Source organism: Vibrio sp. 1CM24A (assembly GCF_023161725.1).
Taxonomy (GTDB): Bacteria; Pseudomonadota; Gammaproteobacteria; order Enterobacterales; family Vibrionaceae; genus Vibrio; species Vibrio coralliirubri.
Map to the genome: position 1 here is coordinate 228862 of NZ_JALNTS010000006.1, position 17464 is coordinate 246325.

At 45.5% G+C, this 17464-nt stretch carries 11 protein-coding genes; 7 read left to right on the plus strand and 4 right to left on the minus strand.

All coding sequences use genetic code 11. The features are described 5' to 3' along the window. Positions 1–66 precede the first annotated feature (66 nt). Positions 67–969 carry a DMT family transporter gene (locus MSG38_RS14920; RefSeq protein ID WP_248402098.1) on the minus strand — a complete coding sequence of 301 codons (903 nt, stop codon included), beginning with the start codon at positions 967–969 and terminating at the stop codon, positions 67–69. Between the two features lie 251 nt (positions 970–1220). Here MSG38_RS14920 and MSG38_RS14925 point away from each other — a divergent pair, with 251 nt between their 5' ends. The 6 genes from MSG38_RS14925 (at position 1221) to MSG38_RS14950 (ending at position 6823) form a co-directional block, all read left to right on the plus strand. Beyond that, positions 1221–1616 carry a DUF3302 domain-containing protein gene (locus MSG38_RS14925; RefSeq protein ID WP_122081244.1) on the plus strand — a complete coding sequence of 132 codons (396 nt, stop codon included), beginning with the start codon at positions 1221–1223 and terminating at the stop codon, positions 1614–1616. Beyond that, positions 1616–2746: an HlyD family secretion protein gene (locus MSG38_RS14930; protein ID WP_019821662.1), complete on the plus strand. Its 1131-nt coding sequence runs from the start codon at positions 1616–1618 to the stop codon at positions 2744–2746. Before MSG38_RS14925 ends, MSG38_RS14930 begins: the two co-directional genes overlap by 1 nt. Positions 2747–3048: 302 nt before the next feature. After that, positions 3049–3597, plus strand: coding sequence for an ECF-type riboflavin transporter substrate-binding protein (locus MSG38_RS14935; RefSeq protein WP_004732085.1), 549 nt, complete (start codon positions 3049–3051; stop codon positions 3595–3597). Positions 3598–3603: 6 nt separating this feature from the next. Then, complete coding sequence (locus MSG38_RS14940; RefSeq protein ID WP_050632808.1) at positions 3604–5298, plus strand: ABC transporter ATP-binding protein; 1695 nt, start codon at positions 3604–3606, stop codon at positions 5296–5298. After that, positions 5295–6134 (plus strand): energy-coupling factor transporter transmembrane component T, encoded by an 840-nt coding sequence (locus tag MSG38_RS14945; protein ID WP_248402099.1) that lies wholly within the window; start codon positions 5295–5297, stop codon positions 6132–6134. The genes MSG38_RS14940 and MSG38_RS14945 overlap by 4 nt, the downstream gene beginning before the upstream one ends. A gap of 224 nt (positions 6135–6358) precedes the next feature. After that, entirely contained in the window at positions 6359–6823 is a 465-nt protein-coding gene (locus MSG38_RS14950; protein ID WP_248402100.1) for a TetR/AcrR family transcriptional regulator, read from the plus strand. 98 nt (positions 6824–6921) lie between these two features. On the opposite strand, the gene glgB is transcribed toward MSG38_RS14950, so the two are convergent. The 3 genes from glgB to MSG38_RS14965 form a co-directional block, all read right to left on the minus strand. Further along, the gene (gene glgB, locus MSG38_RS14955; RefSeq protein WP_052879176.1) at positions 6922–9102 is read right to left on the minus strand and encodes a 1,4-alpha-glucan branching protein GlgB; all 2181 of its coding nucleotides are present in this window, start codon (positions 9100–9102) and stop codon (positions 6922–6924) included. 175 nt (positions 9103–9277) lie between these two features. Further along, the gene (gene malQ / locus MSG38_RS14960) at positions 9278–11458 is read right to left on the minus strand and encodes a 4-alpha-glucanotransferase (protein ID WP_248402101.1); all 2181 of its coding nucleotides are present in this window, start codon (positions 11456–11458) and stop codon (positions 9278–9280) included. A 188-nt stretch (positions 11459–11646) separates the two neighbouring features. Then, positions 11647–14100, minus strand: a complete 2454-nt coding sequence (locus MSG38_RS14965) for a glycogen/starch/alpha-glucan phosphorylase (RefSeq protein ID WP_048614594.1) — start codon at positions 14098–14100, stop codon at positions 11647–11649. Positions 14101–14667: 567 nt separating this feature from the next. On the opposite strand from MSG38_RS14965, the gene malT reads away from it, so the two are divergent. Beyond that, positions 14668–17376 carry an HTH-type transcriptional regulator MalT gene (malT, locus tag MSG38_RS14970; RefSeq protein ID WP_050620425.1) on the plus strand — a complete coding sequence of 903 codons (2709 nt, stop codon included), beginning with the start codon at positions 14668–14670 and terminating at the stop codon, positions 17374–17376. Positions 17377–17464 lie beyond the last annotated feature (88 nt).

Genomic DNA, 17464 nt, shown 5'->3' on the forward strand with positions numbered 1-17464 from the left:
GTCACTCTGTAGCTCTGTAGCTCTGTAGCTCTGTAGCTCTGTAGCTCTGTAGCTAAGGCCAACATCTTATTGATAAAAGAACAAAGAAATTCCCGCAAGGGCGGCAAGCGTGCCGATGATACTTTGCTTTGACACATTCTCCCCTTTCAGCGCATAAATCACCAAAATAAAGACCGGGCTGGTCGCTATCAACGTTTGTGCAATCGCAGGGTTAGCATTTTTCAGCGCCACTTGTTGAAGCCATAGAGCGAGAAACGTCCCGACAAAGATTGCCCCTAATAACCACAGTTTATCGAGCTTGGTCATTTCCCATAAATCTCTTTTTATCGATGAATACGGCTTCTTTTCAACGAAAGGGATAATCAGCATCACGGCAAACACGCCGATCGTCAGGCGAATCAGTGCACCTAACAAAGGGGGGATATCACCCGCCACTAACGCGTAATGAGAAATAACTACACCAGATGCCTGACAGACACTCGCCACAAGTCCATAACCAATACCACCCCACTGCGCTTTGTCATTCGATTCTCCGCTCGCCGATTTTGATGGTTGGAAGACAACGAAGGTCACCGCCAGTGTTGTAATCACGACACCGAGCCAGCTTTGCACTGTCAATACAGCGCCAAGGAACATTAATGCCAACACACCAGAAAGAGGCGGGGCTAAAGACTCCAGTAACAACGTCTTATTGGCACCGATTCTTTTCAACGCTGCAAAATAGGCGCTATCTCCAATCGCAATGCCAATCACACCTGAAATTGCCAATATCAGAAAATGGTTGGTACTCAGTTCAAACTCCGGCATCGGGATAAGAGGCATGACCAGCAACATCATCCCTGACGCCACTACCCCCTTAACAATGTTCAATTGCATCGCAGAGAAGCGATGTCCAAATTGCCCATAGATCCAGGTCGCACATGCCCACACAATTGCAGCGCCAATGGCCGCCAATTCACCTATATACATCCGTATTTGTCCCTTGTGGTTATGCCCGTCATTTAGAATCTTAACCGTCATCATTTCAGGCTTAAATACCAACCAGAAAGCCGAAATAACCTCTTCAAACGCGATAAGATTTTATAAGATTCATCAATGCTTTTATTCGCATTAGAAGCGACAACACATTATTTTCAACTCGGTAAATCATTTTTATAACAATTACTTGGATGATAGCGTAGTATATTTATAACTAATATCTAACATTACAAGGATCTGTTATGTTTTTAGACTACTTTGCACTCGGTCTACTGATTTTCGTAGCATTAGTCATCTTTTACGGCATCATCGTTATTCACGATATTCCCTATGAAATTGCGAAAGAACGTAACCACCCTCATCAAGATGCTATTCACGTCTCAGGCTGGGTTAGCCTATTCACCTTACACGCTATTTGGCCCTTCCTTTGGATCTGGGCAACGCTGTGGCGTAAAGATCGTGGTTGGGGCTTCGCTAAATTAGAAGAAGAGCAACACGATATTCATCATCGCGTCGATATTCTCATCGCTCAAGTGAGTACCCTTCAGGAAGAAATCGCACAGCTCAAGCAAGCTGGTGCTGAGCAAAACAGTCCAGAGAAAGAGACAAACAACGTTCAAGATCAGGAGGCTAAGTAATGGATTTACTGCTGATAATGACCTACGCGGCACTTTGTATCACCATCTTCAAAGTATTTAATATCCCGCTCAATAAATGGACAGTACCTACCGCCGTTCTTGGTGGTGTCGTCATCATAGGTACTTTGATTCTACTGATGAACTATAACCACCCTTTCACACAAATTGGTAATCAAGTTTACTCAACAACGCCAGTCGTTTCAGGCGTTAGGGGTAAAGTTATCGAAGTGCCTGTAGAGGCAAACAAACCTCTGAAGAAAGGTGATATTCTTTTCAAAATAGACCCGGTTCCATTCGAAGCTGAAGTCGCAAGACTGGAAGCGAAGGTAAAAGAAGCAAGCCAAGGTGCGCTTGGAATGGAGTCTGAAGTGGCTGAAGCTGAGGCTGCAAAAATCAAAGCCATCGCAGAGAGAGATAAAGCCCAACGTGAATTCTCTCGTTACAAGCGCGGCTATGACAGCGGAGCCTTTACTGAGCAACAATTAGATACTCGCAGACAAGCTTACAAGGCATCAGAAGCCGCCGTGAAAGTGGCAGATGCTAATCTAGAACAAGCACAAATTGCCCTAGAGTCTGAAATTGGTGGCGAGAATACAGCCGTTTTAAGCTTATTGGCCGAATTGCGTAAAGCTCAGTTTGATTTAGAACAAACCGTGGTTCGAGCTCCCACTGACGGATACGTTACGCAACTAGCATTGCGCCCAGGCGTTATGGCAGTACCGCTTCCTTTAGCTCCTGTGATGACCTTTGTTCACACAGAAGAACAATTCTATACCGCTGCGTTCAGACAAAACTCCTTACAACGCCTGCAACCGGGTTACGAAGCTGAGTTCTTGTTTAGAGCATTGCCAGGGAAGATATTCAAAGGACGTATTGATGAAGTGATTCCAGCTATTGGTGAGAGCCAATTCCAAGCTAGAGGCGCGCTTCTAGGTACTGATGCGTTGCGTACCAGTGGTCGTGTGTTCGTTAAATTGAGCATCACTGATGATCTGTCTGACTACCATTTACCAATGGGTACTGCGGTTGAAGTTGCCGTTTATTCTGACAGTTTCACTCACGTGTCTATCATGCGTAAGGTACTTATTCGCATGAAGAGTTGGCAAAACTATCTATACCTAGACCACTAAACGGTCGTAGATATATGACGAACCCGCTTAACACATTGTTAAGACGAATGAAAAAGCCAGACCCGCTCTGGCTTTTTTGTTGCTTGATTAACCGTAAAATTGCGCTTTTTACACGATATTTAGGTGTTCAGATGGAATTTTAGACATCTAGACACTTACCTTCCCTTATGGAAGGGTTCTACTGTATAATGCGCGCCTTATTTTTTATATTTGCCCAAAAAACGCTCTCATTGAGACGCATATTAATAATGGCGAATATTCGTTCTTTATTAAGCTTTATCTTTCAGTATTCGAGGTTATCTATGAACTTTTCAGCTAAAACAGTGGTCGTTATTGCCATTGGCGCGGCACTGTACGGCATTGGTGGTTTACCTATGTTTGGTGTCCCAGTGTTTGCGAACACGACATTGAAACCAGCGATGGCAGTCCTAGCACTGTTTTCTGTTTTGTTCGGCCCAATTGTTGGCTTCTTAGTTGGCTTTATCGGTCACTGGGTAACGGATCTGTTCGCAGGCTGGGGCGTGTGGTTAACTTGGGTACTAGGCTCAGGTATCGTAGGTATGGTTATCGGCTTATTCCCTATGATGACTAAGAACCGTCTTCAACAAGGCGAGCTGCCAATGAAAGATTTTGTGTTGTTCGTGATACTGGCCCTTGCAGGTAACGTTGTAGGCTATGGCTGCTCTGCGTTCCTAGACACCATCCTATACGCAGAACCGTTTACTAAAGTCTTCACTCAACTGTCTATCATCGCAGCGGGTAACACCGTTCTGATCGCTGTTGTGGGCTTCCTGATCCTAAAATCAGTCGCTAAACGCAATAAACAAAGCCGCAACCTGACTGAGGCATAAGCGATAATGACTATAGCATTTTCGAACTTCTCTTTTAGATATGAGTCGCTGGATAAACCGACGCTAAAAAATATCAATCTAAGGATAGAGAAAGGAGAGAAAATCGTCATTATTGGACCAAGTGGTAGTGGTAAATCTACCCTAGGTCAGTGTCTCAATGGTCTGATACCTCATGCAATCAAAGGTGAGGTGTCGGGCTCTTTAGAGATAAACGGCAAGAATATCTCTGAGTTTTCGATGCACGATTATACCGAGCAAGTCGGCACGGTATTACAAGATACTGACAGCCAATTTGTGGGTTTGAGTATCGGTGAAGATATCGCTTTCGCACTCGAAAACCAGTTGATGTCGAACATTGACATGTACCCGTTAGTTAAGTCGACGGCAAAAATGGTCGACCTAGCGGACATGCTTGAGCGTTCACCTCATGACCTTTCTGGTGGTCAAAAACAACGAGTATCGTTAGCGGGCATCTTAGTTGATGACGTTGATATCTTGCTGTTTGATGAGCCTCTAGCAAGCCTTGACCCTAAAACGGGTAAAGCAACGATTGAGATCATTGATCAGCTTCATAAAGAAACCAACAAGACCATCGTGATTATCGAGCACCGCCTCGAGGATGTCCTACATCGCGATATCGACCGCGTGATCTTAATGGAACGTGGTGAAATCGTTGCTGACACGACACCCGATGAAATCTTGGCTTCTGAATTACTTGATACACACGGTATTCGTGAACCGCTTTACTTGTCGACGCTTAAGGCGGCGAAAGCACCACTAACTAGCGAAGACAAGCTGTCAAACCTCAAAGCTTTAGACTACAAAAGGTTCCGTCCTTCTGTTCAAGCATGGTTTGCTGAGCGCCCTGCCCCGGTAGCAGAGAAGCAGTACCCACCTTTACTCGAAGTTCATGGTCTAACTTATTCTTACGACGGCGAGAAGAACGCACTCGAAGATGTCAGCTTCAAGATTGGCAAAGGTGAGTTCGTTTCGATTCTGGGCAAAAATGGTTCGGGTAAATCAACCATCACTAAACTCATCATGGGTGTGATCGATGCCGATTCAGGTTCTTCCTATCTAAATGGTGAAGACCTATCTGAGCTTTCTATCTTTGAAAGAAGCCAGAAAGTCGGTGTCGTGATGCAGAACCCAAATCATATGATCTCGCATCATATGATTTTCGACGAGATTGCCTTTGGTCTTCGTAACCGCAATATTGCAGAAAAGCTGATCACAGAAAAAGTAGAGCATGTTCTTGAGTTGTGTGGGCTGAGCAAGTTCCGCCACTGGCCGATCGAAGCCCTGAGCTACGGCCAGAAAAAACGTGTAACGATCGCATCTATCTTGGTGCTGGAGCCTGAGCTTCTTATCTTGGATGAACCGACTGCAGGTCAAGACTACCGTAACTACACATCCATGCTGGCATTCATCCAAAAGCTTAACCGTGATTTGGGTATTACCGTTGTGATTATCTCACACGACATGCACCTCGTTCTCGAGTACACCACACGTTCAATCGTAATCGCGGACAGCAAGTTGATTGCGAATGCAGCGATGACGGAAGTATTTAGTCAACCATCACTTCTAGAACGTGCAAATCTTTGTACCACCAGCATTTATGAACTCGCGACTATGATGAAAATCGACGACACTAATGCGTTCATGCAGTACTTCATCGACTACGAGAGAAGCGCTCAATGAACGCATCAAAAGTAAAATTCGGCATCAATTACATTGATACAAAATCACCGCTTCATGCTCTCAACGGCATCACCAAATTTGCGCTCTTTTTAGCTTGGGTGACCGTAGTATTGACTACGTTCGACCTAAGATTGATTGCACTGCTTATTGTGACTGGTTTATACCTTCTAAAGCTGACCAATGTGCCTGTACGCGTGTATAAGCCTTTGTTATTAGGAACGGCGAGTGTATTAAGCCTAAATGCTCTGTTCATGTATCTACTGGCTCCACAGCAAGGTACTGAGCTCATCGGCAGCGAGACCTTATTGCTGACATTGCCGGGTAACTACTCGTTGAGCCAAGAGACTCTGTTTTACTTAGTCACTGTGACGCTCAAATACATGAGCATGTTCCCGATAGCGTTGATTTTTGTCTTCACAACGCATCCGACTGAGTTTGCAGCTAGCCTCAACCGTATCGGTGTTCCCTACAAGATCGCCTACGCGGTGAGCTTAACACTGCGTTACTTACCAGAAGTTAAAAAAGACTTCATCAATATCATGCATGCTCAACAGGCTCGTGGTGTAGAGCTTTCAAAGAAAGCGCCCCTAATTACTCGAATCAAAAATGTAGCTAAGGTTCTAGGCCCGCTCATTTTCTCTAGTTTGGACCGCGCAGACGAGATCTCTAACGCAATGACATTACGAGGTTTTGGTCGACAGAAAGCACGCACTTGGTATAGCTATGCACCTTTGAAACGTATCGATTTTGTTTGTTTAAGTGTCATCGCTTTTATCGTGTTGTTAGCCATTGCGAAACGTATTCTAGAGCCGCAGTTATTTTGGTATCCGTTCTAGTCATCTGAATTAGCAAAGATAAACAAAGACTTTAAATAACACACCGCTCAATAGGGCGGTGTTTTTGTTTATGCCAAAATCTGATTGATAATTGAACCAATGACACAATACTGACTATATTTAACGATAAATTGACCAGTTATTTACCTTTGGAGTTTGAGATTTAATTCAGAAACTCTTAATATACTGTGTTTACAGAATGTTACACTCAATAGAGATTTGTAATGGCTCGAATAACTCAAGTACAGAAATTAGAAAATCAAAAAAACTACGATAACATCGTACTAAACCTTTTTCTGGCTGAAGGACATGAAGCACTAACTTATGCAAGGATTGCTCAAGAGATTGGCATTAGTTTAACGACGCTTCAGGGCTATTATCCGTCGACCCGCGCTATTCGTTCAATACTTCACGAACACATGCTATCGATCGTTATAGACAGTCTAGACTTTTCATCGGAAGCGCTTTTTATCCAGTCTTGGCAAAACGCTCTCGATGATGAGCAGTTTCGATACGTGATTAAATTGATGTTTTTCCATGCTTCGCAAATAAAGAACCCTGAGCAATTTAACCTCAGCTCAAACGGCGAATTTCGTGAAAAGATGTTGGATAGTTTTGGCAACGACTCAGTTCGAATCCTTGAAATGGTAGTCGGACGCTCAATGTTCTATCTGACCAACTTCAAGTAACACTAACCAGCTTACTGAAATAGAAAAAGGGAACCCTAGGGTTCCCTTTTTTAGACTTTCAGAAAAGTGAGCAGCGATGACTTACTCAACTTATAGACCTAGTTTAGCTTGTAAAAAACGGTCGATAACGGCGGTAGGCGTAGCTCAATCGAAGTGTCTAGCCCTTCGCTTTCTACTGATTCAATCTCAGCAGTCTGCTTCACTTCAAAGCCGCTGCCTGCATAGTCCACAGAGTCTGTATTCAACAGCAATGAGTACTCACCTTTTGCAGGAACACCTAAACGGAAATGCTCGTGAGGCACTGGCGTAAAGTTAGAGACAACTAATACGCGCTCACCAGATTCACTGATACGTTCGTGCGCTAAGATACTCGCTTCAGCAGAGTCCTGTAAACGCCATTCAAATCCTTTCGGATCAAAATCAAGATCGTGCATTGCAGCTTCAGAGCGGTACAGGTTATTCAGGTCTTTCGTTAAACGCTGAACACCTTGATGACGTTCGTAATCCAGCAAGAACCATTGCAGTTGGTCGTCATGATTCCATTCGGCCGTCTGACCAAATTCTGCACCCATGAAGTTTAGCTTCTTACCCGGCTGCGCATACATGTAACCCATATAAGCACGTAGATTTGCCGTTTGCTGCCATTCATCACCCGGCATCTTGTTGTGGATAGAACCCTTACCGTAAACTACCTCATCGTGAGACAGAGACAATACGTAGTTCTCGCTGTGTGCGTAAACCAGCGGGAAGGTAATCGTATCGTGGTGATATTTACGGTTGATTGGATCTTCTTGGATGTAAGATAAGCTATCGTGCATCCAACCCATGTTCCACTTAAAGCCAAAGCCCAAGCCGCCCATGAAAGTGGGTGCCGAAACACCTGGGAAAGCCGTCGATTCTTCGGCAATCGTCATCGCATTCGGGAAGTGCTTGTACACTTCTTCGTTCATCCACTTAAGAGTTGCGATGGCGTCGTAGTTTTCGTTGCCGCCGTCTGCGTTCGGAATCCATTGATCATGGCTGCGCGAGTAATCGAGGTACAGCATCGAAGCAACTGCATCAACACGGATACCATCAATGTGGAATTGCTCGAACCAGTACAGTGCATTAGAAACTAAGAAACGACGAACATGCTCTCTGCCTAAATCGTAAATGTACGAGTTCCAATCTTGATGCCAACCGCGACGCGGATCTGGATCATGGAACAATGGTGTACCATCGAAGTTTGCTAGGCCGTGATCATCGCTTGGGAAGTGAGCTGGAACCCAGTCCAGAACAACGCCAAGACCCGCTTGGTGACATTGATCAACAAAGTATTTGAAATCATCTGGAGAGCCAAAACGGCTAGTCGGTGCAAATAGACCTACTGGCTGATAGCCCCAAGAACCGTAGAATGGGTGCTCTGAAACTGGCATTAGTTCAACGTGCGTGTAGCCAAGATCCGTTAGGTATGGGATCAGCTCTGCCGCAAGCTCGCGATAATTTAAGAACTCACCTTCGGCGTTACGCTTCCAAGAACCTGCATGAAGTTCGTAGAACGAAAGCGCTTCTTTGCGCTTTTGCGTTACAGGGCGATTCTGCCATTGAGTATCTTGCCACTCGTAACGAGCATGATCGTAAGTCACGGATGAGAACGATGGGTATTGCTCAGAGTAGAAACCCCATGGATCAGCTTTGTGTGGTAAGCCTTCTCCATTTGGTCCTTTTAATTCAAACTTGTATTGAGCGCCTTCTTCCAGTTCAGGAATGAATAGGCCCCACATACCGTAATCTAGGCGTTGCATAGGGTGGCGGCGACCATCCCAAGCGTTGAAGTTACCCACCAAACTTGCCGCAGTTGCATGCGGTGCGTACACCAAGAAACGCGTACCTGAAATCGTCTGTCCATCACGCTCTAGCGTAATAAACTGAGCCCCCATGTGATGATACATATCTTTAGGTGTATGAAGATCTTCATAACTCGCGTACAGATCGTGGTACTGGTACGGATCATCGATGATCTGTTCTACGCCAGCCCAATCAACCGCAAGCTTATAGTGAGTGAAACGTAAGTCTCTCTCTTGCTTAAGAATGAAACCACTTTCACCCTCTCGCGCTAACTCAATACGAGGTTCCTTTCCAACAATCAACTCGACTTTATCTGCCCCAGGAATCCACACACGTAATGCACCTTGTTCAGAAGGTAAGTATGGCCCTAAAAACGCAAACGGGTCTGTGAAACAAGCCTGTGATAGTTGGGTATATATTTGTTTTTGCTTTGAAATCGAACTTAGTTCCAAAACGTTTCTCCCTAACCAAACATCCAAAAAACATAATACAAAAATGCCCGCTATTAGTGCGGGCAATATAACGACGGTTTATTCTACCAGATGAGCATTCATTATTGAGTGACCGAGGTTGTAGTTTCGTATGGCGTAAACAAAAAACCACCTAATTTCAAGTCACTCAATGACATTACTTACCTGCTTTTTCTCGAACTTCAGTCAGCTTAGAAGCGATACGATTAACACCTTCGTGAGCAAATATTTCGTCCAAGTTCATTGATAGTTTACGACGCCAGTTAGGGTATTCATCGACCGTGCCAGGAATGTTTACTGGCTTATCCATCTCTAGCCAATCTTCTAGCTGAACACTCAGTAGTGTTGAACCACCAGCCGCTACGTGCAGTTGAAGTGCCTCAGCAAGATAAGAGTCCATCGGTACTTGGCTCGCATCGCGGCCCACACCTTCTGGTAGGAAACCATGCCATGCTACTGAATCTAAGATACCTTGCTTGCACTCTAGACGGTCATCGAACAAGGTTTCTAGTTGTTCTGCATCTGGGTATAAGCCAATCTCTTGGCCCATTTTCAGGTCATCACAGTGCCAGAAGCCGCGAAGTGTTGGCATATCGTGAGTACACAGTGCCGCCATAGATTGTGATGCATAGTGTTTTGGTGAGATGAAACCACCGTCGTCTTCTGATGTTTCGAAGAAGAACACTTTGTAAGAATGCACGCCAGCATCTGCAAGGATGTCGACAATCTCATCCGGTACCGTACCTAAATCTTCACCGATAACGCTACATTGGTAACGGTGAGACTCAAGCGCCAGAATAGACAGCATATCTTGTACTGGGTAGTAGATGTACGCGCCCTTAGTTGCGTTCTCACCCTTTGGAATCCACCACAAACGCAGTAGACCTAAAACGTGGTCGATACGCAGTGCACCACAGTGCTTCATATTCGCACGAAGTAGCTTAATGTAAGCGTCGTAGCTTGTTTCTTGAAGCACTTCTGGGTTTAAGGGAGGTAGACCCCAGTTCTGACCCAAAGGACCAAGAATATCAGGTGGAGCACCAATGCTCGCATCCATCACTAGGTTGCCTTCGTCAGCCCAAGTCTCGCTGCCTGAATCTGCAACACCTACCGCTAAGTCACGGTACAGGCCAACAGCCATACCTTTCTCTTCAGCAAGAGACTGTGCATCGTTGATCTGGCAATCTGCTAGCCATTGTAGGTACATGTACAGATGAACGTTTTCTAGGTTCTCTTTGATGTACTTCTGTGTCGCTGGGCTGTCGAATGTACGGTACTTCTCTGGAAATACCGGCCATCCCCACATGCCAGAATCTTCAGCGTGCAGTTCACCATGTAGAGCATCAAACGCGGCTTGATGCATCAGGCTATCGCCACCCTCTTCTACGAAGGCTAAGAACGCTTGAGCACGGTCGCTGTTCTTGTCTAGATGACGAGTCTTAAATTCTGCGAATAACAGAGGCAAGATGCTCATCTTAAGCTCAGACACTTCGGTGTAGTTTACCCAGTGTGCTTCACGCGCTTTTTGTAGACGCTGTTGGAATTCAGCGCTGCCTACCGTTTGTTGTGCTTCAGCACTTAATGCGAATTCAGGTACTGAGCTCACATCAATGTATAGGATGTTCAACCAGCGACGAGAAGACGGACTGTATGGGCTCGCACCTTCAGGGTTCGCAGGGAACAATGAGTGAATTGGGTTTAGACCAACGAAGTCACCGCCGCGAGACGCAATATCAGCAACCAATTGTTTTAGGTCACCGAAATCACCAATACCCCAGTTGTGCTGAGTTCTTAGTGTGTAAAGTTGAACACTTGGTCCCCAAAGCTTTTTGCCTTGCTCGATTGGTGACTGCTTGAAACACGCTTTTGGCGTAATAATCAGTGTCATCTCGTAAGGCTTCTTACGGCGCTTACGGCTCACAATCAGCTTGTGATAACCCCATGCCAAATCACTTGGCAATGCAAACACTAAAGGGCCACCCTCGGCACGCTCGTCACGAACGACTTGAGATTGAAGATAGCCTTCAAGTACCTCTCCTTGCTCGGTTTCTAAGCGCCAGCTGAACTCACTTTCACGAGCACTTACACCTAGATTAAGCGCCACTTCTACTGGCTCACCGTCACGCAAGACAAGAACTGGGTCTAGTACATCTTTTTTGTGTTTTCTTTCTGCTGACTTAAGCAGTGCATCATCGCTGCTTGTATCGTAGCCCAACGAAGCCAATAGAGACGTGATCGTCTCGTTTGATACTTGTGCTTCATCGCCCCACGCACTAACGTAACTGTCGGCAATGTTTGCCATTTCTGCGACTTGTTTTAATACGGTCTGTTCTTTCATCGCTCTCTCCGAAAACGTTCTGACGCTTTCTATTTTGTAGGGTTGTTAATTTAATTTTTTACTAATCAATTAGCTTGTGACAATCGGTTTGTAAGGAGCTTGTTTATAAACGACAAACCTTTAAGCCTTTCGTTTGCTCACAAGCTAATTGAGCCAAGGCAGAAACTGCCTTGGCTACTTGGGAAGTATTAACGGTTAACCGCTTCAAGTTTCCAGATGTTGTTCACGTAGTCGCGGATAGAGCGGTCTGATGTGAACTTACCAACCAATGCTGTGTTAAGAATTGCTTTCTTAGCCCAACCTGCTTGGTCTTTGTATTGCGTGCCCATATCTTCGTGCGCTTTCACGTAAGATGCGAAGTCAGCAAGACATAGGTAAGGGTCACCACCGTCTAGCAGGCTGTCAAACGTTGCACGTAGAAGGCCTGGTTGACCTGGAGTGAACTCATCGCCAGTCAGTAGGTCTAGAGATGCTTTCAGTAGTGGGTCTGCATTGTAGTAGTCGTATGGGTTGTAGCCCTGAGCTTTCAGTGCTTGAACACCATCAACGTCTAGGCCGAAGATGTAGATGTTTTCATCACCCACTTCTTCACGAATCTCAACGTTTGCACCATCCATCGTACCGATAGTTAGCGCGCCGTTTAGAGCCATCTTCATGTTGCCCGTACCTGATGCTTCTTTACCAGCCAGTGAGATTTGCTGAGAAACGTCTGCTGCAGGGATGATGATCTCAGCCATGCTTACACGGTAGTCAGGAATGAATACCACTTTCAGTTTGTTACCGATGCGCGGATCGTTGTTGATCTTCTCTGCAATCTTGTTAACCGCGAAGATGATCTCTTTCGCTAGGTGGTAACCCGGTGCTGCTTTCGCTGCGAAGAAACATACGCGTGGCTCACACTCGAAACCTGGTTCGTTAAGAATACGGTGGTACAGAGATAGAATGTGTAGCAAATCTAGGTGCTGACGCTTGTATTCGTGCAGACGCTTGATTTGCACGTCGAAGATAGCGTTAGTATCTAGCTCGATACCCATGTTCTCTTGAACCCAATCAGCAAGGCGCTGTTTGTTTTCTTTCTTAACAGCCATGAATTCTTTTTGGAATTTCGCGTCTGTTGCAAACTTAGCGATGCCTTCTAGCTGCTCAAGTTTTGCTGGCCACTCAGTGCCGATCTTACCTGTGATTAGCGTAGATAGACCTGGGTTACAGAACTTCAACCAACGACGTGGCGTGATACCGTTCGTTACGTTAGTCAGTTTACCTGGGAAGATTTCGTTGAACTCAGGGAACAAGTCTTTCTTAACCAGTTGAGAGTGAAGCGCAGCTACACCGTTCACTTTGTAAGAACCAATCACACATAGGTTTGCCATGCGAACCATGCGGTGGAAACCTTCTTGGATGATAGAAAGCTTCGCTTGCTTCTCACCGTCACCAGGCCACATCTTGCGAACTTCCTGCATGAAGCGGTGGTTGATTTCAAAAATGATTTCCATGTGACGTGGAAGAAGACGGTTGATCAGTGATTCAGACCAAGTCTCTAGTGCTTCAGGAAGTAGTGTGTGGTTCGTGTATGCGAACGTATGTGCACTGATTTCCCATGCTTGGTCCCAAGATAAACCTTTCTCGTCAATCAAGATGCGCATTAGCTCAGGAATCGCAATCGTTGGGTGCGTATCGTTAAGCTGAATCGTTTCTTGCTTAGGCAGATCTTCTAGAGAGAAGCCTGCTGCTTCGTGACGACGTAGAATATCGCGAACAGACGCTGCTGAGTGGAAGTACTGTTGCATTAAACGCAGAGTCTTGCCTTTCTCGTGGTTGTCGTTCGGGTAAAGAACTTTAGTGATGTTACCTGCATCGATTAGCGAGTGTTGCGCTTCGAAGTAATCACCGTTGTTAAAGCTTGCTAGTGAGAATGGTGCAATTGCCTGACATTCCCAAAGACGCAGCGGGTAAACCGTGTTTGACTCGTAACCTACGATAGGTAGATCCCAAGGCATTGCTTTTACTTCCATGCCTGGAACCCAAGTACGAACTTCTTTACCGTCAACGAATTCAACGTCTACATGACCGTAAAAACCAATATGTTGTGCTAGTTCTGGACGAGCCACTTCCCATGGGTAACCTTCAACACCACGCCATGCGTCAGGTGCTTCTTGTTGACGACCGTCTTGGAAAGATTGTTTGAATAGACCGTACTCGTAGTGAAGACCGTAGCCTACTGTTGGGTATTCTTGAGCGGCACAAGAATCCATGAAACAAGCAGCTAGACGACCAAGACCACCATTGCCTAGTGATGGGTCGCGTTCTTCTTCTAGAAGGTCAGTTAGGTTTTGACCTAGCTCTTCCATTGCATGAGTAATCTGTTCGTAAAGACCCATGCTGATCAGGTTGTTACCTGTTAGACGGCCAATCAAAAACTCTAGTGATAGGTAGTTAACGCTCTTCGCGTTCTTAATTTTTTCATCATTTTCAGTTTCTAGCAGGTCAAAAGTCGTTAGCTCTGCAAGAGCACGACCCATTGCTAGATACCATGAACGGCTGTCTGCTGTTTCAACGGTTGTTGCGTAGGTTGCAGATAAATGTTTCTTAACACTCTCTTGGAATGACACTTTATCGAAAGTTTTTTGCTGAGTTGGTTTCATTTCAGAAATCTCGCTTTTAATAGTTCTAATTCATCTGTGACATATCGTGCATGGTCACCATAAACTAAACATCCTCCCGCTAACGCAACTGACTAGGAGTAGATGGGAGGGCGTAGGGGGCGTACCGACTTAGGGTTAGTGATCTGACTCTCATGTTCTGACTGCGAACAAAAACTTGGAGTGACTAAGATCACAAGCTCCCGTTCGATAACTTAACTTCAATTGATGTGACTTTTATTTAACCAGATTAAAGTCATTGTCAAATCTGATATTCAGATCACGAAAATAATTTCCAACTCTCATCTTTTGCATAGATTCCCGTGTAGGGATGAACGAAGTCACATTCATAAACCAACCCGCAACGTGAGCAAAGTCTCAAATAAAGGGCGTAGACACCCAAAAACATGCAGGAGCGCAAGGTTTCTGAGGAGGATCATAGTCGGTAACGTTTGGCTTCACGTAATATGAGTAAAGACTTAAGTAATTAGGCTAATGTCATTGGAGTGCACTCAACGATAGATTGGGATATTCCAGAACATAGCCACGGAATAGGTGTAAAACTTCGATATGTGGATCCCTTCGAAACTGACTCGTCCCGGCCGCTTACATAATGCAATCCTACGACCTAGGGTTCTCGATCTGCTTCACAATGCAGATTGCTATAAGCTTGTGTTGTTCCGCTCTCCAGCGGGCTACGGCAAAACCACCATGGCTGCACAATGGTTGGTAGATAAACCTAATGTGGGTTGGTACAGCATCGATGATAGCGACAACGATGCCTTCCGCTTTATCAACTACCTACTTCAATCACTTAATAAAGCGACTCAAAATGCCTGTCCGAACGCCCAAAAACTGGCAGAAAAGCGACAGTTTTCATCGCTGCATTCTTTATTAAGTGAAGTATTTGCCGAGATGTCGGAATTCCATCACGAGTGTTTTCTGGTGTTGGATGACTATCACTTGGTCAACAATGACGACATCCACGAAGCCATGCGCTTCTTCCTCAAACACATGCCCGATAACCTAACGTTGGTTGTCACCAGTCGTGGTACGCCACCACTTGGTACAGCAAACCTGCGCGTTCGTGACTTAATGATCGAATTAGGCAATGACTCGTTGGCGTTTGATACCGAAGAAACCACACGCTTTTTCAACCAACGCGTAGCCGATGGCATTGATGACACCACGGCAGACAGTATTTGTAGTTATGTAGAGGGTTGGCCTTCTGCACTGCAACTTATCGCGCTACAAGCACAACACCAAAAACGCACTCTTGCACAGTCCGCAGAGTCATTCTCTCACTTTAACCACGCTCATCTTTGGGACTACTTGGTTGAAGAAGTATTCGACCTGCTAGACAAAGAAACCCGACAGTTCTTGATGCAATGCTCTGTGCTTGATCACTTCAACGATGAGCTTGTGTGTGCACTTACACAGCGTGAAGATGCGTTAGGTATGATCGAATCACTCAACCGTTTTGGTTTGTTCATCTACCCTCTTGAAGGTGAAAAGAACTGGTATCGCTTCCATAACTTGTTTGGTGAGTTCCTCGCCCATGAGCGCCAAGCTCGAATTCCTCAGCAAGAAGCAGAACTGCATCGAAGTGCTGCAAAAGCGTGGATCAAGCAAAACACACCGCACCAAGCACTACGTCACGCACAGCGCGCTGAAGATCCAGAACTGATCATTCAAATCCTGACTGAACACGGTTGGCCGATGTTCAACCAAGGCGAGCTTTCATCTTTAGAGATGGCGATCAAGCAACTGACCACCGATCAACTTTACAGTGAGCCAAAGCTTTCGATGTTGCGTGCTTGGCTTGCACAAAGTCAGCACCGTTATGACCAAGTGGGTACTTTGTTGGAAGAAGCTGAAACTCAATATCAAGCTCGAAACATTGAACTCGATACTCAGCAACAAGGCCAATACAACGCCTTGCGCGCCCAAGTTGCCATTAACAGCAATGAGCCAGAGAAAGCATTGGAATTGGCTGAGCTTTCATTGAGTCAGTTGAACACCACCGTTTATCGCAGCCGCATTGTCGCCACCTCGGTTGTGGGCGAAGTGAATCACGTAATGGGTAACCTAAGCCGTGCGCTACCGATGATGCAACAAACAGAAAAACTGGCACGTCAGTATCAAGTTTACCATCAGGCTCTGTGGGCGATTCTGCAACAAAGCGAAATCTTGATTGCTCAAGGTTATGTTCAAGCTGCGTTTGAGCTTCAAGACAGCGCATTCAAATTGATTGAAGAACATCAGCTTCAATACGTGCCGCTGCATGAATTTTTGCTGCGTGTTCGCGCTCAGATCTTCTGGTGTTGGAACCGACTAGATGAAGCGGAAGAGTGTTGCTACAAAGGCTTAGATATCCTTGGACACCACTCTCCGAGTAAACACCTACACAGCTATTCTATGTTGGCTCGTATTTCATTGAGCCGCGGTGAGATTGATAAAGCGTCGAAATTTATCGACCAGATTCAGCACTTATTGCGTCAATCGACTTACCACGTAGATTGGACGGCAAATGCTTCTCTTTCTTTGATTCTGTTCTGGCAAGTGAAAGGCGATAAAGAGGCGATACGTGATTGGCTGAGTGTGGCGGTTCGACCTGAATCGGCAAGTAACCACTTCTGCCAACTTCAGTGGCGAAACATCGTTCGTGCACACATCATCCTTGAGCAATACGAAGAAGCCGAAGAAGCGCTGACCTTCCTTAAGAGTGAAGCCCAGCGTTCGCACCTGATTACAGACACTAACCGAAACTTGATCGTTGAAGCCGTGTTACGTACACAAATTAACGATGAAGACAGCGCACGAGTACTGCTTGAAGAAGCACTTCATATGACTAACCAAACCGGTATGGTCGGTAACTTCTTAGTAGACGGTGGAACTATCGGGCATATCTTGGATAAGTTGAGTAACAAGCCAGGCTTAGGTGATTTAGAACGTCACCGCGCGCAACAAATCATGAAAGATATCTCCACCACCCAACGCAGCCGCTCCGTTCACTTCGATGAAGACTTTGTTGAGAACTTGGTTAATCACCCGAACATTCCTGAGCTTGTGCGCACTAGCCCACTCACTCAGCGTGAATGGCAAGTACTTGGTCTGATCTATTCAGGATTCAGTAATGAGCAGATCGCTCAAGAACTCGATGTAGCGGGTACCACGATCAAAACTCACATCCGTAACCTTTACCAAAAGCTCAACATTGCTAACCGTAAAGAAGCAATCAGCACTGCGGAGAACTTGCTGCAGTTGATGGGGTACTAAAACGGATTCGAGATTCGAGATTCGAGATTCGAGATTCGAGATTCGAGATTCGAGATTCGAGATTCGAGATTCGAGATTCGAGATTCGA